The organism is Streptomyces sp. NPDC007896 (assembly GCF_042959425.1).
Lineage (GTDB): Bacteria > Actinomycetota > Actinomycetes > Streptomycetales > Streptomycetaceae > Streptomyces.
The window spans coordinates 474460-494517 of record NZ_JBIBKX010000006.1 but is presented as its reverse complement, the minus strand read 5'-3'; the positions used below and the strand labels follow the sequence as shown (position 1 = coordinate 494517).

Here is a 20058-nt window from a genome sequence, read left to right as displayed (position 1 = left end):
TCGCGGCGGGGAACGGCCACCCGAGCCCCCGATCGAACCGGAAGCGCCGATGGCGCTTCACCTTCGCGGGGGACCCGCACTTGTCGGAGTGCTGGAAACGGGTGGTGCGTGGGTGGGAGAGGTACTGGACGTGCGGGACGCTGGGTCGTACCGTCGGGGCGAGACCGTAACTAGCGGTGCTAGTTTTAGCGTGCCGGAGGCTGCCCCCATGTCCGCGTCCCCGAAGCTCCCGCCCTTCGACCCCACCGACCCCCTCGGCCTCGACGACCTCCTGGACCCGGAGGACCTGGCGATCCGGGACACCGTACGGACATGGGCCGCGGACCGGGTGCTGCCGTACGTCGCCGAGTGGTACGAGAAGGGCGAGCTGCCCGGGATCCGGGAGCTGGCGCGCGAGCTGGGCGGGATCGGGGCGCTCGGGATGTCGTTGGAGGGGTACGGATGCGCGGGGGCGACCGCCGTGCAGTACGGGCTCGCCTGTCTGGAGCTGGAGGCCGCCGACTCGGGCATCCGGTCCCTCGTCTCCGTACAGGGCTCCCTCGCCATGTACGCCATTCACCGGTTCGGGAGCGAGGAGCAGAAGCAGGCGTGGCTGCCGGGCATGGCCGCCGGTGAGGTCATCGGGTGCTTCGGACTGACCGAGCCCGACCACGGGTCCGACCCCGGCGCCATGCGGACGTATGCCAAGCGCGACGGCGGCGACTGGGTCCTCAACGGGCGGAAGATGTGGATCACGAACGGGTCCGTGGCCGGCGTCGCGGTCGTCTGGGCGCAGAGTGAGGACGGGATCCGGGGGTTCGTCGTGCCCACCGACACCCCCGGGTTCTCCGCTCCCGAGATCAAGCACAAGTGGTCCCTGCGGGCGAGCGTCACCAGTGAGCTCGTACTCGACGACGTACGGCTGCCCGCCGACGCCGTACTGCCGGACGTGACCGGGCTCAAGGGCCCGCTCAGCTGTCTGTCGCACGCGCGGTACGGGATCGTGTGGGGCTCGATGGGTGCCGCGCGGGCCAGTTTCGAGGCCGCCGTCGAGTACGCGAAGACGCGCGAGCAGTTCGGGCGGCCCATCGGCGGCTTCCAGCTCACCCAGGCCAAGCTCGCCGACATGGCGGTCGAACTGCACAAGGGGATTCTGCTCGCCCACCATCTGGGCCGGCGCATGGACGCGGGACGGCTCCGTCCCGAGCAGGTCAGCTTCGGCAAGCTCAACAACGTACGGGAGGCGATCGAGATCTGCCGGACCGCCCGTACCATCCTCGGCGCCAACGGCATCTCGCTCGAATACCCCGTGATGCGGCACGCGACCAACCTCGAATCGGTGCTCACCTACGAGGGCACCGTCGAGATGCACCAACTCGTGCTGGGCAAGGCGCTCACCGGACTCGACGCCTTTCGGTGAGTCGAGCACCGGAGAGCAGGGCCGGTGAGCGGCCCTGCCTCAGCTCTGGTTGAAGAAGCCGTCCGTCTGACGCCCCGGGGCCTCGCCGCTGACGATCTCGGTGTTGGCAGGGGTCAGCAGGAAGACCCGGGTGGCGACCCGCTCGATGGTGCCGCGCAGGCCGAAGGTCAGGCCGGCCGCGAAGTCCACCACGCGCTTGGCGTCGGCGGCCTCCATGGCCGTGAGGTTGATGATGACCGGGACGCCGTCCCGGAAGAGTTCGCCGATGCCGCGTGCGTCCCGGAAGCTGTCCGGGGTGACCGTGCCGATCCGGCGGCCTGTCTCTTCCGCCGTCTCGGACGCGACCTTCACGCGCGGGTCCGTGACCCAGGCATCGCCGGAGTCCTGTCCTTCGGCGTAGTTGTCGTCGTCGTAGTAACGCTCGTCATCGTTGTCGTCGACGAGGCCAAGCCAGGCACTCGCCTTGCGCACCGATCCCATGGACGCCTCCTCTCACAGCGGTCTTTCTTGCTTTCCGCATCCCCATGGTCGTCCATGATGCGGATGTCGCGCCAAGTGGATAGACGCCGCGCGGGGGTTTCGTGACGGTACTGGTGCACAGCGAATTCGTCGAGAGCCCGCGCGCCCCAAGGGTCCTGCCGTGTACGGCTGCTGACTGTGAGTGAAATATGATTCTCGACGGCGTTCGGGTGATGGGTGGGGCGTACGGGTGAACGAGGGGGTCGGTACGATGCCGCAGCTCAACGTCGTACGAGGCACGGGGGAGTGTCATGTTCGGAATCGTGAGGCCCTGCAGCCACCGCCTCGGTGAGGGGCTCGCAACGCAGTGGATGGCGCATCTGTGCGGACTATGTCTCGCGTTGCGCGGAGACCACGGACAGTTCGCTCGGATTGTCACTAATTACGACGGTCTGCTGATATCGGTTTTGACGGAGGCTCAGGCCGAGCGCACCACGGGGTGGCGGCGTACGGCGGGGCCGTGCCCGTTGCGCGGGATGCGGACCGCGTCCGTCGCACAGGGTGAGGGAGCCCGCCTCGCCGCAGCCGTCTCGCTGGTGCTGGCCTCGGCCAAGGTGCGCGACCACGTGGCGGACAAGGACGGGCTGTTGGCGCGCAGGCCGGTGGCGCTCGCCGCCCGCCGGGTCGCCGCGAGCTGGGGGCGCGCCGGGGCTCGTACCGGTTCCGACGTGGGCTTCGACACCGCCGTACTCGTCGACGCCGTCGACCGGCAGGTCGGCATCGAGGCGCTCGCCGGCCCCGGGACGCCGCTGCGAGCCGTCACCGAGCCCACCGAGACCGCGACCGCCGCCGCCTTCGCGCACACGGCCGTCCTGGCCGGGCGGCCGGGCAACGCCGAGCCGCTCGCCGAGGCCGGCCGGTTCTTCGGGCGGCTCGCGCATCTGCTGGATGCCGTGGAGGACCAGGAGACTGACGCCGCGTCGGGAGCGTGGAACCCGCTCACGGCCACCGGCACCCCGCTCGTGGAGGCGCGCCGGCTCGCCGATGACGCCCTGCACGGAATACGGCTCGCGCTGCGTGAGGTGGAGTTCACGGACGGCAAGCTGGCCCATCTGCTGCTCGCGCACGAGCTGGGGCGGTCGGTGGACCGCGCGTTCGGGACCTCGGGATGCGGGCACCAGGCCCACGCGGACGGTGTGCGAGGGGCCTTCGGGCCGCCGCAGCACGGTGGGCCGTACAACCCGCAGAGCCCGCCGGGTCCGTACGACGGGCAGAATCCTTACGCCGGTGGCGGCAACCCCTTCGGCGGCGGTCCCTCCTTCCCGCCGCCCGGACCCGGCAAGCGAGGCTTCTGGGCCGGGTGCGCGGCCGCGATCGGGGTGTGCTGCACCTGCAAGGTGTGCTGTGCCGACGAGTTCGAGGGGCCGTGGTCGCGAAAGAGGCGCGAGGGCTGCCTCGGCAACTGCGACTGTGACTGCAGCTGCTGCGAGGCCTGTGAGATCTGCGAGTGCTGTGAATGCTGCTCGTGCTGCGACTGTGGACTGTGACGGAACTCGTATACGCGGCGTATCGAGGACTGCTTTCCGGCGCTCGACTACTTCGAGGCGCACCGGGCTCCGTTCGTGCAGGCCGTCCTGTTGGCCGCGGGTGGTACGTGGCTGGGCGCGCAGTTCCCCGCGCCCCTTCGGGGCGCTCCTGTGCGGGGCGCGGGGAATGGTCAGGTCTCTCAGTTCTTGAGTTCCGGTGGGGAGATCTCCGATTTCGCTATCGCCGAGCCCGTCGTCCCCCACTTCTTCAGGATCTTGTCGTACGTCCCGTCCGCTATGAGCTTGTTGACCGCCGCCTGGAAGGCGGGGGCGAGCTTGGTGTCCTTCTTGAAGGCGAAGCCGACGTCGAGGCGGTGGAACTCGTTGAGGAACTTGACGCCCTGCTGTTGGGCGACGGCGTAGCGCAGGCCGTTGATGGTGCTCATCACGATGTCGCTGCGGCCCTGTTGGAGTGAGGACCAGATCGCGCCCTGCTCGCTGTAGGTCTGCACCTTGTACGCCTTCTTGCCGGCGTCGGTGCAGACGTTCTTGTTCTCCTCCAGCGTCGCCTCGAAGGTGGTGCCCGCGGCGGTCGCGACGTTCAGGCCGCACAGCTGCTTGAGGTCGGTGATCTTGGCGAGTTTGCTGTCCTCGCGGGTGGCGAAGCCCTGGCCGTCGTTGATGTAGGTGACGAAGTCGATCGTCTTGCGCCGTTCGTCGGTCACGCCGAAGTTGCTGGCGCCGAAGTCGTACTTGCCGCTGTCCAGGGCCGGCAGGATCGCCTCGAAACTGGCCTGTTCCGTCTTCAGTTCGATGCCGAGCACCTTGGCCACGGCGTCCGCGAAGTCGACGTCCTGGCCCGTCAGCGTCTTGCCGTCGTCCAGGTACGTCGTGCCGGGTGGCGTACCGCCGACGGCGACCGCCACGGTGAGGCTGGTGACGCCGGACGGGAGCAGTTCGGCCGCGGCCTCGTCCTTCGTGATGTCCGAGACGACGTCCGTGGTGGGGATCTTGTCGGCCTTGGCCGCCGCCGCATTCGCCGCGCTGCCGGTCGTGTCGTCCGAGCCGGAGCCGCATGCCGTGAGGAGCAGGGCCGTCGAGGTGATGGTGACAAAGGGCGCAAAATGCCGATAACGGGTACGCGTGGACGTACGCATGGTGTGCGGTCTCCTGAGAGCAAGAGTGAGCAGAACCCGAGGGGAGGGGTGCGCGTGTGAAGGCGAAGGGGAGGGAGAACGCGAAAGGCGCCCGATTGATCAAAGGATCGAGCGATCGGATTGATCAAGCGACCGGATCGATCAAGGGATCAAGTGATCAGGGCGCGCAGTGGGTCAGCTCAACAGGAAGAGGACCACACTCGACCGAAGTCGATGTGGGAGCGCTTGACCAGCCACTGCTGTGGATGCATGGGCCAAGTGGAACAGGCATCCGGTTGTGCGTCAACTGACTTGAGACGTGCGGCTCACAGTATGGACAGCCTTGACAGCGGGGGGAAACGGGCCCGTACTCTCGGTGGACGGCCCTGCTGAGGGGCTCGGCCGTACGGCGCCGCGAGGCGCTCCGTGTGAAGGCACCCGTGTTCGACCGACGTCACGGAGTCCTCCGCATGTCTTCCGACACCCTCGCCAAAACATCCGCCGCACCGGACATACCGGAGCAGGCCGACTCCCTGCGGATCGTCCCGCAGCGCCGTCTCGGTCAGTGGACGGCCGCCGTCGCCGTGCTGGTGCTGCTCGGGCTCGCCGTCACCTCCGTCGTCCGCAACAAGGCGTTCCAGTGGGGCGTGGTCGGCGACTACTTCACCTCCGACTCCGTACTGCGCGGCCTGTGGCTCACCCTGTGGCTGACGGCCGTGGTGATGGTGCTCGGCTTCGTCCTTGGGGCGCTGCTCGCGGCGGCCCGGTTGTCCGCCAACCCCGTGCTGCGCAGCGTCAGTTGGGGTTACGTGTGGCTGTTCCGGTCGATCCCGATCCTGGTGCAGCTGCTGCTGTGGTTCAACATCGGGGCGCTGTATCCGCAGCTTCTCGGCGTGAAGACGGTCAATCTGTTCACCCCGATCGCGGTCGCGATCATCGGGCTCACCCTGCACGAGGCCGCCTACGCCGCCGAGGTGGTCCGCGGCGGCATCCTCTCCGTCGACCGCGGGCAGATAGAGGCCGCGCAGGCGCTCGGGCTGAGCCGGTGGCGCCGCTGGTGGCGGATCGTGCTGCCGCAGGCGATGCGCTCCATCGTGCCGCCCGCCGGGAACATGCTGATCGGCACCCTCAAGGGCACCTCGATCGTCAGCGTCATCGCCGTCCAGGACCTGCTCTTCTCCGTGCAGCTCGTCTACCACCGCACCTACCAGGTCATCCCGCTGCTGATGGTCGCCACCATCTGGTACACCGTCGTCACCTCGGTGCTCAGCCTCGGCCAGTACTACGTCGAGAAGCACTACGCGCGCGGTTCGGAGCGTACGTGATGAGCACGTCGAAGCCGACTCTCGTGATCGTCGGGGCCGGGCCGCGGGGGACCGGTCTCATCGAGCGCATCGCCGCCAACGCGCCCGAGCTGTACGCCGGTTCGGGCGTCGAAGGACTCGACATCCATCTTGTCGACCCCCATCCGCCGGGTGCAGGACGCATCTGGCGCGAGGCGCAGTCGCCGCTGCTGTGGATGAACTCGCACGCCGAGGACGTCACCATGTTCACCGACGAGACGGTGACCATGGCCGGGCCCGTGCGCCCCGGTCCCACGCTGCACGAATGGGCGGCCGTCGACGGCCGCACCTTCGCCGACCGGCAGCTGCAAGGGGCCTACCTGAGCTGGGTGCACGAGCAAGCCGTGGCTGCCCTGCCGCCGGACGTCACCGTCCACCATCACCCGTGCAGGGCCCTGCGCGTCAACGGCCCGCGCGAGGGGCGCCAGCAGGTGTGGCTGGAGGGTCGTCCGCGCCCCCTCCTGGCCGACCTCGTCGTTCTCGCGCTCGGCCACCTGGACGCCGAACTCGACGAGGAGCAGCGCGAGTTGGCGGCGTACGCCCGTGCCCACGACCTGGTCCACCTGCCGCCCGACTTCACCGCCGACAGCGACCTGTCCTCGCTCGCGCCCGGCGAACCCCTCCTCGTGCGCGGCTTCGGACTCGCCTTCGTCGACCTGATGGTGCTGCTCACGGAGGGGCGGGGCGGGCAGTACGACGGTGACACGTACGTGCCCTCGGGGCAGGAGCCGGTGCTGTACGTCGGGTCGCGGCGCGGAGTGCCGTACCACTCGAAGATCGGTTACGACTGGACCGGTGAACGGCCGCCGCTGCCCCGCTTCTTCGGGCCCGCCGAGGTCGACGCGGTGCTCGCACGACCGGACGGTTTCGACTTCCGGCGTGATGTGTGGCCGTTGATCGAGAAGGAGTTGGGGTTCGCGCACTACCACCGGCTGTTCGGCGTGCACCCCGAGCGGACGAGTATCGCCTGGACCGACTTCGAGGAGAAGTACGCGGCGGGGGAGGCGGCGGAGCGCGAGGCTCTCGTGGCGTCCGCCGTGCCCGACCCCGCCGACCGGCTCGACCTCGCGGCGCTGGACCGTCCGCTGGACGGGGTGCGGTACGCGTCGCAGGAGGAGTTCCAGGAGGGACTGCGGGCGTACATAGAGGGTGATCTGAGTCGACGTCATGATCCTGGAAACAGCCCGGACCTGGCCGTCTTCCTCGGGCTGCTCTCCGTCTACGGGCAGTTGATCCGGCTCGGTGACGTCGGGCCCTGGTGGCACGGCTTCTTCAGCTACCTCGCCTCAGGGCCGCCCGGACCCCGGCTGCGGCAGATGCTCGCACTCTCCCGGGCCGGCGTCGTGCGGTTCGTGGGCGCGGACATGGCCGTGGTCGCCGAGGACGGGGTGTTCCGGGCGTCGAGCGCGACCGTGCCGGGCGCGACGGTCGAGGCACGGGCGCTCGTCGAGGCGCGGCTGCCCGAGCCCACCGTCGGACGCGCCCTCGACCCGCTGCTGCGTGAACTGCACGACGACGGGGCTGTCGAGACCCCGGAGGGGCTGCTGCGGGTGGACCGCACCGACGGGCGGATCCTCGACCGGGCCGGGCAGCCACACCCCCGGCGGTTCGCGCTGGGGCCTTACACCGACGTACGCACCCCCGGCGCCTTCACCCGGCCGCGCACCGGCGGGCCCGCGTTCCGGCAGAACGACGCCACCGCGCGGGCCGTGCTGGCGTTCCTGCGCGACCTTGCGTGTCGGGCCGCCGCGTAACCCCCGACCGTCAACTCCACTGACAGCACAAGGGATTCACACGATGACCTTCATGGTCGACATCAGGTCCGTCCACAAGAGCTTCGGCCCACTGGAAGTACTCAAGGGCATCGACCTCGCGGTGCGCACCGGCGAGGTCACCGTGATCCTCGGCCCGTCCGGCTCCGGCAAGTCCACGCTGCTGCGCACCATCAACCACCTGGAGAAGGTGGACCGGGGCCGGATCAGCGTCGACGGCTCGCTGGTCGGCTACCGGCGCTCCGGCGACAAGCTGTACGAGCTGCGTGAGCGCGAGATCCTGAGGCAGCGCACCCGGATCGGGTTCGTCTTCCAGAACTTCAACCTCTTCCCGCACCTCACCGTGCTGGACAACATCGTCGAGGCGCCGGTCTCCGCGCTGAAGCGCCCGCGCAAGGACGCCGTCGAGGCGGCGCGGGCGCTGCTCGACCGGGTGGGGCTCGCCGACAAGGCCGACGCCTACCCGAAGCGGCTCTCCGGCGGCCAGCAGCAACGCGTCGCCATCGCCCGCGCGCTCGCCCTGGAGCCGAAGCTGCTGCTCTTCGACGAGCCGACCTCGGCGCTCGACCCCGAGCTGGTCGGCGAAGTCCTCGACGTCATCAAGGACCTGGCCCACCAGGGCGCCACGATGATCGTCGTCACGCACGAGATCGGGTTCGCCCGGGAGGTCGCCGACACCGTCGTCTTCATGGACGACGGGCGGATCGTCGAGCAGGGCGCCCCCGGTGACGTACTCGACCGGCCGCGGCACGAACGGACGCGGTCGTTCCTGTCCAAGGTTCTTTGATCCCTCTCCAGGGGTCTTTGCCCGGTTTACCGGAGAAAGGTTTCACCCGATATGACCGCACCGCACGGCCGGGGGCTGCTGCACCTGGCCGCCGCCCTCGATCAACAGGCGGCCTTCGACGCCGCCTCGTACGTCGGGACGGCGCAGCTCGCGGAGCGTGGCGGGCTCGACTTCGTGACGCTCGGCGACACCTTCGCGCGCCCCGGGCCCGACGCGCTCGCCGTGCTCTCCCGCGTCGCGCCCGCCACCCGCCGGATCGGTCTGGTGCCGACCGTGACCACCACCCACACCGAGCCCTTCCACGTCCAGGCGGCCGTGGCGACCCTCGACTGGGTCAGCCGCGGCCGGGCCGGCTGGCAGCTCGACGTGTCGACGACCGAGGGCGAGGCCCGCCTCTTCGGCCGCCGGCACGCCGCACCCACCGACGCGCTGTGGCGGGAGGCCGGCGAGATCGCCGAGGCGGCCGCCCGGCTCTGGGACAGCTGGGAGGACGACGCCGAGATACGCGACGAGGCCACCGGCCGATTCATCGACCGGGACAAGCTGCACCACGTCGACTTCCAGGGCGCCACCTTCTTCGTGAAGGGCCCCTCGGTCGTGCCGCGGCCCCCGCAGGGCCACCCCGTGCGGGTCGTCGACGCCACCGAGGGGCCCGCCCGGCGGGTCGCCGCCCGGTACGCCGACGTGGCGCTCGTCCGGGTCGTGGGACCCGCGCAGGCCCGGGCCGTACGGACCGAACTCCGCGAGGCGGCAGCGGAGTTCGGCCGCAACCCCGACACCCTGCGGGTCCTCGGCTCGCTCGTCGTCGACCTCGGCGACGGGGAGCGCGCGGCCGATCCGGGCCATGGTGGTGGCGGTCCCCGGCAGACCGCACAGGGGCCGCTGTACCGGGGCGGCCCGGTCGACCTGGCCGAGCTGATCGCCGCCTGGCACACGTCCGAGGCCGTCGACGGTTTCCACCTCACCCCGGTCGAGCCGCGCCGTGACCTGGAACGGCTCGTGAACGGAACGGTGGCGCTGCTCCAGCACCGCGGTCTGTTCCGCACCTTCTATCCGGGCAGCACGCTCAGGGAGCACCTGGGGCTGGCCCGGCCCGCCAACCAGTACGCCGTGACAGGGGGAACGTCATGACCGTACGCAAGCGCATGCATCTGGCGGCGCACTTCCCGGGCGTCAACAGCACCACCGTCTGGACCGACCCGCGCTCGAAGTCCCAGATCGACTTCGCCTCCTTCGAGCACCTCGCGCGCACCGCCGAACGCGGCCTGTTCGACTTCTTCTTCCTCGCCGAGGGGCTGCGGCTGCGCGAGCACAAGGGACGTATCCACGACCTGGACGTCGTGGGGCGACCGGAGTCGATCACCGTCCTCAACGCGCTCGCCGCCGTCACCGAGCGGCTCGGGCTCGCCGCCACGGTCAACGCGACCTTCAACGAGCCCTACGAACTCGCCCGCAGACTGGCCACGCTGGACCACCTCAGCGGGGGCCGGGCCGCCTGGAACGTGGTCACCTCCTCCGACGCCTTCACCGGGGAGAACTTCCGGCGCGGCGGCTTCCTCGACCGCGCCGACCGGTATGCGCGCGCCGCCGAATTCGTCGCCACGGCACGAGAGCTGTGGGACTCCTGGACGCCGGAAGGCGTGGCGCGCCCCTTCGCGCACCAGGGTCGGCACTTCGACATCGCGGGGGAGTTCGGGCTGCCGCGCTCACCGCAGGGGCAGCCCGTCGTCATCCAGGCCGGAGACTCGGACGAGGGCCGGGAGTTCGCCGCGTCCACGGCGGACGTGGTCTTCACCCGGCACGGGACCCTGGAAGCCGGCCGGGAGTTCTACGCCGATGTGAAGGGGCGGCTCGCGACGTACGGGCGGTCGTCCGAGGATCTGAAGATCATGCCCGGTGTCACCGTCGTGCTCGGTGACACCGCGGCCGACGCGCGGGAGCGGGCCGCCGAGATCCGCCGCCGGCAGGTCTCCCCGCAGAACGCGCTCCTCGCCCTGGAGCAGATCTGGGGCGTCGACCTCTCCTCGTACGACCCCGACGGGCCCCTGCCCGACATCGACCCGGAGCCGGAGCCGGCCCTCGCGCAGGGGCGGGTGCGCGTCGCCGACCCCCTCGCGGTGGCGGAGAAGTGGCGGGCCCTGTCGCGGGCGAAGGGGCTGTCCATCCGGCAGACCGTGATCGAGGCGTCCGGGCGGCAGTCCTTCATCGGCACCCCGGAGGCGGTCGCCGCCGAACTCGACGAGTTCGTGACGGCCGACGCCGCCGACGGCTTCATCCTCGTCCCCCATCTGACCCCGGGCGGACTGGACGAGTTCGTGGACCGGGTGGTCCCGCTGCTCCAGGAGCGGGACGCCTTCCGCACGGAATACACAGGCACGACGCTGCGCTCACATCTCGGGTTGCCGGAACCCGTATGGAAGGGTTGATCACATGACGAAAGACGCATCCGCAGACGCATCCGCAGACGTATCTGACGGGACATCCGCAGACGTGTTCGACGGCGCATCCGAGGACTGGGAGCGGTGGCACGAGCGCCGTGTGGAGGCGGTGTCCGCCCCCTACGGCCCGTTGGCGCTCACCGGCACGCACTGGCTGGAGGACTATCCGGACGGGCGACTTCCGGACATCCCCGGGCTGTGGACCGACCAGGAGGACGGGGTCCTGCTGACGGCCGCCCCCGAGGACGGTCTGAGCCTGGACGGAAAGCCCTTCACCGGCGAGGTCCGGCTCGACGCCGACCCCGGGTCGGCGGCCGAGGCCCGGGTCGGGCTCGGCGAGCGCCGTTTCGTCGTCCTGGTGCGCGAAGGGATCTGGGGCGTACGCGACTTCGACCCCACCTCCGAAGGGCGCGCGGCCTTCAAGGGCGTCGAGGCGACGCCGTACGACCCGCGCTGGTCGGTGCCGGGGCACTTCACGCCGTACGGCGAGAGCCGCACCGTACACGTGGAGAACGCGGACGGAGTCGCTCGCGGTCTGGGGCTCGGCGGCATCCTCGCCTTCACCCTGGACGGCGAGGACCTCACACTCCAGGTGTCGGTGGAGAGCGACGGCTCGCTGTGGGCCGTGTTCGCCGACACCACCAGCGGGGACAGCAGCTACCGCTTCCGGTTCCTGCGCCCCGCGGCGCCCGACGCCGAGGGGCGTACGACGGTGGACTTCAACCGGGCCGTGCTCCCGCCGTGCGCGTTCGCCGACCACTTCATCTGCCCCTTCCCGCCGCCCGGGAACACCCTGGGCGTGGCCGTCCCGGCGGGGGAGCGCACGCTGCTCTGACGGTTCACTCCTCCGCGCCTTCCACTCACTCCTCCAAGCCCTTCAGGCGCTTCGAGTGCCCCGACGATCCACACGCGATCCGCACACCCGAGCCTGGGAAGATCAACCACCGCTGGTGGTACGTAAGTTGAACGCTGCACGGCCGAAAGGTGCCCTTGCGCCGGTCGGCCGTGCGGCCGAATACTCCCCCACAGCGCTTGTCAGGAGCACGGCTTGTCCGGAATCCGGTCAGGCGGCTCCCGGCTGCGCCTCACGGGCCCCGACCCCACGCGGGCCCCCTACTTCCCTCGGGAGGAACGACAAGTGAGGATCAAGCGCACCACCCCCCGCAGCGGTATAGCGAGACGGACCCGGCTGATCGCCGTGACCACCGGACTCCTGGCCGCCGCAGCGTTCTCCGTCCCCACCGCGAACGCGTCCGACGTCCATACGTTCAGCGCCACCCAGCTGAGCACGGTGAACAAGTCGGTACTCAAGTCCGACATCGCGGGAACCGCCTGGGCGGTCGACGCCAAGACGAACCGCGTCGTCGTCACCGTCGACAGCACGGTCTCCAAGGCCGAGATCGCAAAGATCAAGAAGGACGCGGGCGGCAACTCCGCGGCCATCACGATCAAGCACACCCCGGGCAAGTTCAAGAAGCTGATCACCGGCGGCGACGCCATCTACGGCGGTGCCTACCGCTGCTCGCTCGGCTTCAACGTGCACAGCGGGAGCACCTACTACTTCCTGACCGCCGGCCACTGCGGTGAGGTCGCCTCCACCTGGTACTCCAACTCCGGTCACACCACCACGCTGGGCACGAACGTCAGCTACAGCTTCCCGACCAACGACTTCGCGCTGGTGCGCTACACCAACACCTCGATCGCCCACCCGAGCGCGGTCGGCAGCCAGACCATCAGCAGCGCCGCCACGCCCAGCGTGGGCACGACCGTCTACCGTCGCGGCTCGACCACCGGCACGCACAGCGGCCGGGTCACCGCGCTGAACGCCACGGTCAACTACGGCAGCGGCGACGTGGTCTACCAGATGATCCAGACCACGGTCTGCGCCGAGGGCGGCGACAGCGGCGGTCCGCTCTACGCGGGTTCCGTCGCCTACGGTCTGACCTCCGGCGGCAGTGGTGACTGCACCTCCGGCGGTACGACCTTCTTCCAGCCGGTCACCGAGGCGCTGAGCTACTACGGCGTGAGCGTCGGCTGACCGACGGTCCCCCCCGCGACACCCGCACGACCGGATCTGCAGCCAGCAGCAGACGAGCCCCCGTACGCAACTGTCGTGCGGGGGCTCGCCCTTGCTCGGGTGACGGAGTTACCGTCGAAGTACACGCCGGGTACGCGCCTGATGCGGTACTTGCCCGATGCGCCCACTTCGGACCCTGGGGGGCCGTGATGGTCGAGGAACTGGTGGCGGCGGGAGTCTCCGTCGTATCCGTGGGGATCGTCTATGCGATGGCCGGGGCCCGTGTCGTCAAACAGTACGAACGTGGTGTGGTGTTGCGCCTGGGCCGGTTGCGCTCGGACGTGCGTGGGCCCGGGTTCACCATGGTGGTGCCGTTCGTCGACAAGCTGCGCAAGGTCAACATGCAGATCGTGACGATGCCGGTGCCCGCGCAGGAGGGCATCACGCGGGACAACGTCACGGTGCGGGTCGACGCGGTCGTCTACTTCAAGGTGGTCGACGCGGCCGACGCGGTCATCCAGGTGGAGGACTACCAGTTCGCGGTCTCGCAGATGGCGCAGACCTCGCTGCGCTCGATCATCGGCAAGAGCGACCTGGACGATCTGCTCTCCAACCGGGAGAAGCTCAACCAGGGCCTGGAGTTGATGATCGACAGTCCGGCCATGGGCTGGGGTGTGCAGATCGACCGGGTCGAGATCAAGGACGTGTCACTGCCGGAGACGATGAAACGGTCGATGGCCCGGCAGGCCGAGGCCGACCGTGAACGGCGCGCACGGGTCATCAACGCGGACGCGGAGCTCCAGGCGTCGAAGAAGCTGGCGGAGGCCGCCGGGGTGATGTCCGAACAGCCCGCCGCGCTCCAACTGCGGCTGCTGCAGACCGTGGTGGCGGTCGCCGCCGAGAAGAACTCCACCCTCGTCCTCCCCTTCCCGGTGGAACTGCTGCGGTTCCTGGAACGGGCGCAGCAGCCGGCCGCGCCGGTGCCCGAGCGGCCGGTGCGGGCACCGGAAGGCGTTGAGCAATCGGTGCAGGAGCAACCGTCTTCCCTCGCGCCCCCGTTGGGATCGGACCCCGAAGGGTCGAAAACCAGACAGGACTAGACCTCACGGGCTGCACACACGTCACTCGCGCTCGGTGTTTGCACTGCGAACGCACAGGGTGCGATCACACAGGGTCAAGGTGCCGGGGGCGTACACCCGTTGCTGTACGCGCGTCCTGAAGTCGACCTTGTGAGCCACCTGTGGGTCTCGGAATAGTGGGCGCCCGTACGCCTTTCGATTCCGTACGCCTTCCGGCCCCGTAGGTCCCCACGACCTCCCGGGCCGCCCCCCACAGGAGGACGCGAAGTGAAGCACCGACGTATATCCGGGCGGCGCGCAGCCCTGGCAGGCGCGAGTGTCGCCGCCCTGGTCGCCGCGGGAGTCACCTTCCAGACTGCGAACGCGAGCGAGACGCAGAAGAGCGCGGCGCCCCGGCCGCTCTCGATCGCGGCGGCCGGAAAGCTCGCCTCGACGCTCGGCAAGGACCTGGGTCCCGACGCGGCGGGAACGTATTACGACGCGAAGGCCGGGCACCTCGTCGTCAACGTGCTCAACCGGGCCGCGGCGCGCGTCGTCGAGGCGGCCGGCGCCCAGGCCAGAATCGTCGAGAACTCCCTCGCCGAACTGACGAGCGCCCGTACCACCCTCAAGAAGGATGCGACCATCCCCGGCACGTCCTGGGCGACCGACCCGGGGACCAACAAGGTCGTCGTCACCGCCGACCGCACGGTCGGGGGAGCGGCCCTCGCCCGGCTGACCAAGGTCGTCGACGGTCTCGGCGCCAAGGCCGAACTCCAGCGCACGAAGGGAGAGTTCAAGACCTTCATCGCGGGCGGCGACGCGATCACCGGCTCCGGCGGGCGCTGCTCGCTCGGCTTCAACGTGGTCAAGGGCGGCCAGCCGTACTTCATCACCGCCGGGCACTGCACCCGGGCGATCTCCACCTGGTCGGACTCCAGGGGCAAGGAGATCGGCACGAACGAGCAGTCCAGCTTCCCCGGCAACGACTTCGGTCTGGTCAAGTACACCTCGACGGTCGACCACCCGAGCGAGGTCGATCTCTACAACGGCTCGGCGCAGCCCATCACCCAGGCGGGTGCGGCGACCGTCGGGCAGTCGGTGACGCGCAGCGGTTCGACGACCCAGGTGCACAGCGGCACGGTCACCGGCCTGGACGCCACCGTGAACTACGGCAACGGCGACATCGTCGACGGACTCATCCAGACCGACGTCTGCGCCGAGCCCGGTGACAGCGGCGGCTCGCTCTTCTCGGGTTCCACGGCCATCGGCCTCACCTCGGGCGGCAGTGGCGACTGCACCTCGGGCGGCGAGACCTTCTTCCAGCCGGTCACCGAGGCGCTGTCGGCCTTCGGCGCCCAGATCGGCTGACGCGATCCGTCCTGCCTGCTCAGGGCCGGGTGGACCGGTGTTTGCGCAGGTGGGACGGGCTCGAACGGATGTCGCACACTTGTTCGGAAATTGGTCTATGGTGGGGGTGAGGTCATTGGGAACTAATGTTCGAGAGCCTGGTGAGAGGGCCCTCGGACACGAATGGATACGGACGGGTACGGGAGGTGCGTGTGCCGGGGTTCACGCATCTGCACACCGTCTCCGGGTTCTCCCTGCGGTACGGGGCCTCGCACCCGGAGCGGCTGGCCGAGCGTGCCTCGGAGCGGGGCATGGACGCCCTCGCGCTCACCGACCGGGACAGCCTCGCGGGCACGGTCCGGTTCGCCAAGGCCTGCGCGAAGGCGGGTGTCCGTCCGCTGTTCGGGGCGGAGCTCGCGGTCGAGGCTCCCGCCCGGGAGGCGAGGGCTTCCGCCCGAGCGGCGGGGTCCTTCGTCCGGACGGCCGGGGCCTCCGCGCCGACGGGTGGGGCTGCCCGAGCGGCCGGGGAGCTCGCGCGAGGGAACGGGGAGCCCCTGCGGGGGGAGCGGCGCCGCGCCCCGGTCCGTGGCGGTGCCTTCATCGATGAGTCGACTCCTCGGGTGACCTTCCTCGCCCGGGACGGCGCGGCCGGCTGGGCCGACCTCTGCAGAATCGTTACTGCGGCGCATGCGGGCGGCGGTCCCGACAGCGGCCCGGGGCAGCAGCCCCTGCTGCTCCGGCCGGACAACCACGCCGAAGGACTGACCGTACTGCTCGGCCCCGCCTCCGACGTCGGCCGCGCACTCGCCGCGGGGCGCCCCGACCGCGCCGCGAAGCTGCTCGCGCCCTGGCGGGAGATCTACGGCGACGCCCTGCGCCTCGAAGCCGTCTGGCACGGCCGCGAGGGCACCGGGCCGGGGTCCCTGCGGCTCGCCGCCCGCACCGTCGGCTTCGCCGCCGAGCAGCGGGTGCGCCCGGTGCTCAGCAATGCCGTCCGGTACGCCGACCCGGGCCTCGGTCCGGTCGCCGACGTCCTGGACGCCGCCCGCCGCCTCGTCCCCGTCGATCCCCGGCGCGAGCTGGACTCCGGCGAGGCCTGGCTCAAGGGCGAGGCCGCCATGCTGGGCGCCGCCGAACGGATCGTCGAGGCCGCGGGCTACCGCCGTGACACCGCGTACCGTCTGCTCGAACAGACCCAGGCCACCGCCGCCGAGTGCCTCGTCGACCCCGAGGACGACCTCGGCATCGGCACCGTCCACTTCCCCGAGCCGCATCTCGTCGGCGCGGGCCGGCGCACCGCCCAGCGCGTCCTGGCCTCCCGGGCGGCGGCGGGCATGGTGCTGCGCGGATACGACGGCAAGCGGGCCTACTGGGAGCGGATGCACCGCGAGCTGGACATCATCGCCCACCACGACTTCGCCTCCTACTTCCTGACGGTCGCCCAGGTCGTGGACGACGTACGGGAGATGGGCATCCGGGTCGCCGCGCGCGGCTCCGGCGCGGGTTCCCTCGTCAACCATCTCCTCGGCATCGCGCACGCCGATCCGGTCGAGCACGGGCTGCTGATGGAGCGCTTCCTGTCCAAGCGACGCTCGGTGCTGCCCGACATCGACATCGACGTGGAGTCCGCGCGCCGGCTGGAGGTCTACCGCGCGATCATCGACCGGTTCGGCACCGAGCGGGTCGCGACCGTCTCGATGCCCGAGACCTACCGGGTGCGGCACGCCGTCCGTGATGTGGGCGCCGCGCTCTCCATGGACCCGGCCGACATCGACCGGATCGCCAAGTCCTTCCCGCACATCCGCGCCCGCGACGCCCGCACGGCGATGGACGAGCTGCCCGAACTGCGGGAGCTGGCGAGGGAGGTTCAGCGGGAAGGCGAGAAGTACGGACGGCTGTGGGAGCTGGTGGAGTCCCTCGACGCCCTCCCGCGCGGTATCGCCATGCACCCGTGCGGGGTGCTCCTCTCCGACGCCTCGCTGCTCGCCCGTACACCGGTCGTGCCGACCAGTGGCGAGGGCTTCCCCATGTCGCAGTTCGACAAGGAGGACGTCGAGGACCTCGGGCTGCTCAAGCTCGATGTGCTGGGCGTGCGGATGCAGTCCGCGATGGCGCACGCGGTGGCCGAGGTGCAGCGGGCCACGGGGGACCGGCCGGACATCGACGCGGTGGCGCCGGGCGACCCGGCGACCTATCGACTCATCCAGTCCGCCGAGACGCTGGGCTGCTTCCAGATCGAGTCGCCCGGCCAGCGCGACCTGGTCGGACGGCTGCAGCCCGCGACCTTCCACGACCTCGTCGTCGACATCTCGCTCTTCCGGCCGGGACCGGTCGCCGCCGACATGGTGCGGCCGTTCATCGAGGCGCGGCACGGGCGGGCGCCGATCCGCTATCCGCACCCGGACCTGGAGGGACCGCTGAAGGAGACGTACGGCGTCGTGGTCTTCCACGAGCAGATCATCGACATCGTCGACATCATGACCGGCTGCGGACGCGACGAGGCGGACCGGGTGCGGCGCGGGCTGTCCGACCCCGAGTCACAGGGGCGGATCCGGTTCTGGTTCGCACAGAACGCGGCGGCCAAGGGGTACGACGCCGAGACCATCGCGCGGACCTGGGAGATCGTCGAGGCCTTCGGGTCGTACGGTTTCTGCAAGGCGCACGCGGTCGCCTTCGCCGTGCCGACGTACCAGTCGGCGTGGCTGAAGGCCCATCATCCGGCCGCTTTCTACGCCGGGTTGCTCACGCACGACCCCGGGATGTATCCGAAGCGGCTGCTGCTGGCGGACGCGCGGCGCCGGGGGGTGCCGGTCCTGCCGTTGGACGTGAACCGGTCGGCGGTCGCCCACCGTATCGAACTGGTGTCTGAATCTGCTGACTCTGCCGGGCGCTGGGGTGTCCGCCTCGCCCTCTGCGACGTGCACGGCATCAGCGAGGCCGAGGCGGCGCGGATCGCGGACGGGCAGCCGTACGCCTCCCTGCTCGACTTCTGGGAGCGGGCCCGGCCGAGCAGGCCGCTCGCACAGCGGCTCGCGCAGGTCGGCGCGCTGGACGCGTTCGGCGCCAACCGACGTGATCTGCAACTGCACCTGACCGAGCTGCACCGGGGATCCCGGGGTGCGGGCGGCGGCCAACTCCCGCTGACGGGTGGGCGGAAGACCGCCTCCGCCGGGCTGCCCGACCTCTCCTCGGCCGAGCGGCTCAGCGCCGAACTGGGCGTGTTGTCGATGGACGCCTCGCGCAATCTGATGGACGACCACCGGGAGTTCCTGGAGGAGCTGGGCGTGGTGACGGCACGCCGGCTGCGGGAGGCGCGGCACGGAGAGACGGTCCTGGTCGCGGGCGCCAAGGCGGCCACCCAGACCCCGCCGATCCGCTCCGGCAAACGTGTCATCTTCACCACCCTGGACGACGGCACCGGCCTGGTCGACCTCGCCTTCTTCGACGACTCCCACGACGCCTGCGCCCACACCGTCTTCCACTCCTGGCTGCTGCTGGTGCGCGGAGTGGTGCAGCGCCGGGGCCCGCGCAGCCTCAGTGTGGTGGGCGCGGCGGCCTGGAACCTCGCCGAACTGGTCGAGCTGCGCGCCGAGGGCGGCCTCGACGTGGTGGCGGCGCGGCTGGCGGAGCCCGTGCCGGAGCCCCTGCCGGAGGGGGAGGGCACGAAGGAGAGCCGGAAGATCCGGATGCCCACGGGGTACGAGATGCACCCCTGGGCCGATCTGCGTCCCGCGGGCGAAGGGCCCGCGGGGGGAAAGAAGTTGTGGCACCAGAGTCCGGGGAGTGCGGGATGACCATCCTCTGTGTACGTTTCCAGCTGCCTCCGATGTACGAGGCCGCCCTGCCGGGGCTCCTCGCGCTGTTGGAGGAGTTCACCCCCGTCATCGAGGCGCTGCCGCCCGACGGCGCGCTGGTCGATCTGCGGGGCGCCGAACGGTACTTCGGGCGGACCGCCGTGGAGTTCGCCTCGCTGATCCGGGTACGGGCACTCGCCCGGTACGGGGTCGACTGCGCGATCGGTGCCGGGCCCGGGCCGATGCTCGCGCGGATGGCACTGCGGGAGGCCGTGCCCGGAGTGACCCGGGTGGTGCCCGGGGAGCCGGACGCCGTCGCGGAGTTCCTCGCTGAGCGGCCCGTCGCCGCGCTGCCCGGGGTCGGCGGCGTCACCGCCCGCACCCTGTGCGAGTACGGCCTCGACACCATCGGCAAGGTCGCGGCCGCGCCCCTGTCCACGCTCCAGCGTCTGACCAGTGCCCGGACCGGCCGCGAACTGCACGAGAAGGCGTCCGGCATCGACCGCGGCCGGGTCGTCCCGAACGCCACCTCGCGCTCTCTTGCCACCGAACGCCCCTTCTCCCGCGACGAGTTGGACCCGTCCCTGCACCGCCGCGCGCTGCTCTTCGCCACCGAGGAACTGGGCACCCGGCTGCGCGCCCTGGAGAAGGTCTGCCGCACTCTGACCCTCACCGTCCGCTACGCCGACCGCTCCTCGACCACCCGCAGCCGCACCCTCGAGGAACCGACCGCCCACTCCTCGGCGCTCACCGCCACCGCGTACGCCCTGTACGAGGCACTCGGCCTCCAGCGTGCCCGGGTCCGCGCGATCGGCCTGCGCGCCGAGGGCCTCACCCCCGCCGGACAGGCCTCCCACCAGCTCACCTTCGACCCCGTGGACGAGAAGGTCCGCCGCATCGAGGAGGTCGCGGACCGCGCGCGAGCGAAGTTCGGCCCGCATGCGGTGATGCCGGGCACGCTGGCGGCGTAACTCCCCTC

At 70.6% G+C, this 20058-nt stretch carries 15 protein-coding genes; 13 read left to right on the top strand and 2 right to left on the bottom strand.

Annotated features, from left to right (window positions below; translation table 11 throughout):
* Positions 1–208 precede the first annotated feature (208 nt).
* Complete coding sequence (locus tag ACFZDJ_RS22405) at positions 209–1399, top strand: acyl-CoA dehydrogenase family protein (protein WP_391060937.1); 1191 nt, start codon at positions 209–211, stop codon at positions 1397–1399.
* Between the two features lie 39 nt (positions 1400–1438).
* Here the strand turns inward: ACFZDJ_RS22405 and ACFZDJ_RS22400 are convergent, their stop codons facing one another.
* Positions 1439–1879, bottom strand: coding sequence for a cell division protein SepF (locus ACFZDJ_RS22400; protein WP_384906410.1), 441 nt, complete (start codon positions 1877–1879; stop codon positions 1439–1441).
* A 290-nt stretch (positions 1880–2169) separates the two neighbouring features.
* On the opposite strand from ACFZDJ_RS22400, the gene ACFZDJ_RS22395 reads away from it, so the two are divergent.
* Positions 2170–3405: a DUF5685 family protein gene (locus tag ACFZDJ_RS22395; RefSeq protein WP_391060935.1), complete on the top strand. Its 1236-nt coding sequence runs from the start codon at positions 2170–2172 to the stop codon at positions 3403–3405.
* A gap of 179 nt (positions 3406–3584) precedes the next feature.
* On the opposite strand, the gene ACFZDJ_RS22390 is transcribed toward ACFZDJ_RS22395, so the two are convergent.
* Positions 3585–4541: a transporter substrate-binding domain-containing protein gene (locus ACFZDJ_RS22390; RefSeq protein WP_391060933.1), complete on the bottom strand. Its 957-nt coding sequence runs from the start codon at positions 4539–4541 to the stop codon at positions 3585–3587.
* 449 nt (positions 4542–4990) lie between these two features.
* Between ACFZDJ_RS22390 and ACFZDJ_RS22385 the strand changes: the two genes are divergently transcribed.
* The 11 genes from ACFZDJ_RS22385 (at position 4991) to ACFZDJ_RS22335 (ending at position 20050) form a co-directional block, all read left to right on the top strand.
* On the top strand, positions 4991–5845 hold the full coding sequence (locus tag ACFZDJ_RS22385) for an ABC transporter permease subunit (RefSeq protein WP_390934013.1): 855 nt from the start codon (positions 4991–4993) through the stop codon (positions 5843–5845).
* Positions 5845–7617, top strand: a complete 1773-nt coding sequence (locus ACFZDJ_RS22380) for an FAD/NAD(P)-binding protein (protein ID WP_391060931.1) — start codon at positions 5845–5847, stop codon at positions 7615–7617. Before ACFZDJ_RS22385 ends, ACFZDJ_RS22380 begins: the two co-directional genes overlap by 1 nt.
* Positions 7618–7660: 43 nt before the next feature.
* Complete coding sequence (locus tag ACFZDJ_RS22375) at positions 7661–8422, top strand: ATP-binding cassette domain-containing protein (protein WP_391060929.1); 762 nt, start codon at positions 7661–7663, stop codon at positions 8420–8422.
* Between the two features lie 51 nt (positions 8423–8473).
* The gene (locus ACFZDJ_RS22370) at positions 8474–9553 is read left to right on the top strand and encodes an LLM class flavin-dependent oxidoreductase (RefSeq protein ID WP_391060927.1); all 1080 of its coding nucleotides are present in this window, start codon (positions 8474–8476) and stop codon (positions 9551–9553) included.
* Positions 9550–10848 (top strand): NtaA/DmoA family FMN-dependent monooxygenase, encoded by a 1299-nt coding sequence (locus tag ACFZDJ_RS22365; protein ID WP_384906399.1) that lies wholly within the window; start codon positions 9550–9552, stop codon positions 10846–10848. The genes ACFZDJ_RS22370 and ACFZDJ_RS22365 overlap by 4 nt, the downstream gene beginning before the upstream one ends.
* 4 nt (positions 10849–10852) lie before the next feature.
* Positions 10853–11695, top strand: coding sequence for a DUF1684 domain-containing protein (locus ACFZDJ_RS22360; RefSeq protein ID WP_391060925.1), 843 nt, complete (start codon positions 10853–10855; stop codon positions 11693–11695).
* A gap of 303 nt (positions 11696–11998) precedes the next feature.
* Positions 11999–12898, top strand: a complete 900-nt coding sequence (locus ACFZDJ_RS22355; protein ID WP_389604829.1) for a S1 family peptidase — start codon at positions 11999–12001, stop codon at positions 12896–12898.
* Positions 12899–13086: 188 nt separating this feature from the next.
* Positions 13087–13977: an SPFH domain-containing protein gene (locus ACFZDJ_RS22350; protein WP_391060980.1), complete on the top strand. Its 891-nt coding sequence runs from the start codon at positions 13087–13089 to the stop codon at positions 13975–13977.
* Positions 13978–14223: 246 nt separating this feature from the next.
* On the top strand, positions 14224–15306 hold the full coding sequence (locus tag ACFZDJ_RS22345; RefSeq protein ID WP_391060922.1) for an alpha-lytic protease prodomain-containing protein: 1083 nt from the start codon (positions 14224–14226) through the stop codon (positions 15304–15306).
* Between the two features lie 191 nt (positions 15307–15497).
* Positions 15498–19079, top strand: a complete 3582-nt coding sequence (locus ACFZDJ_RS22340) for a DNA polymerase III subunit alpha (protein WP_391060920.1) — start codon at positions 15498–15500, stop codon at positions 19077–19079.
* Positions 19076–20050 (top strand): hypothetical protein, encoded by a 975-nt coding sequence (locus tag ACFZDJ_RS22335; protein WP_391060919.1) that lies wholly within the window; start codon positions 19076–19078, stop codon positions 20048–20050. Before ACFZDJ_RS22340 ends, ACFZDJ_RS22335 begins: the two co-directional genes overlap by 4 nt.
* Positions 20051–20058 lie beyond the last annotated feature (8 nt).

Coding starts and splice junctions, on each gene's coding strand:
- ACFZDJ_RS22405 (WP_391060937.1), top strand. CDS start 209: ATGTCCGCGTCCCCGAAGCTCCCGCCCTTCGACCCCACCGACCCCCTC.
- ACFZDJ_RS22400 (WP_384906410.1), bottom strand. CDS start 1,879: ATGGGATCGGTGCGCAAGGCGAGTGCCTGGCTTGGCCTCGTCGACGAC.
- ACFZDJ_RS22395 (WP_391060935.1), top strand. CDS start 2,170: ATGTTCGGAATCGTGAGGCCCTGCAGCCACCGCCTCGGTGAGGGGCTC.
- ACFZDJ_RS22390 (WP_391060933.1), bottom strand. CDS start 4,541: ATGCGTACGTCCACGCGTACCCGTTATCGGCATTTTGCGCCCTTTGTC.
- ACFZDJ_RS22385 (WP_390934013.1), top strand. CDS start 4,991: ATGTCTTCCGACACCCTCGCCAAAACATCCGCCGCACCGGACATACCG.
- ACFZDJ_RS22380 (WP_391060931.1), top strand. CDS start 5,845: ATGAGCACGTCGAAGCCGACTCTCGTGATCGTCGGGGCCGGGCCGCGG.
- ACFZDJ_RS22375 (WP_391060929.1), top strand. CDS start 7,661: ATGACCTTCATGGTCGACATCAGGTCCGTCCACAAGAGCTTCGGCCCA.
- ACFZDJ_RS22370 (WP_391060927.1), top strand. CDS start 8,474: ATGACCGCACCGCACGGCCGGGGGCTGCTGCACCTGGCCGCCGCCCTC.
- ACFZDJ_RS22365 (WP_384906399.1), top strand. CDS start 9,550: ATGACCGTACGCAAGCGCATGCATCTGGCGGCGCACTTCCCGGGCGTC.
- ACFZDJ_RS22360 (WP_391060925.1), top strand. CDS start 10,853: ATGACGAAAGACGCATCCGCAGACGCATCCGCAGACGTATCTGACGGG.
- ACFZDJ_RS22350 (WP_391060980.1), top strand. CDS start 13,087: ATGGTCGAGGAACTGGTGGCGGCGGGAGTCTCCGTCGTATCCGTGGGG.
- ACFZDJ_RS22335 (WP_391060919.1), top strand. CDS start 19,076: ATGACCATCCTCTGTGTACGTTTCCAGCTGCCTCCGATGTACGAGGCC.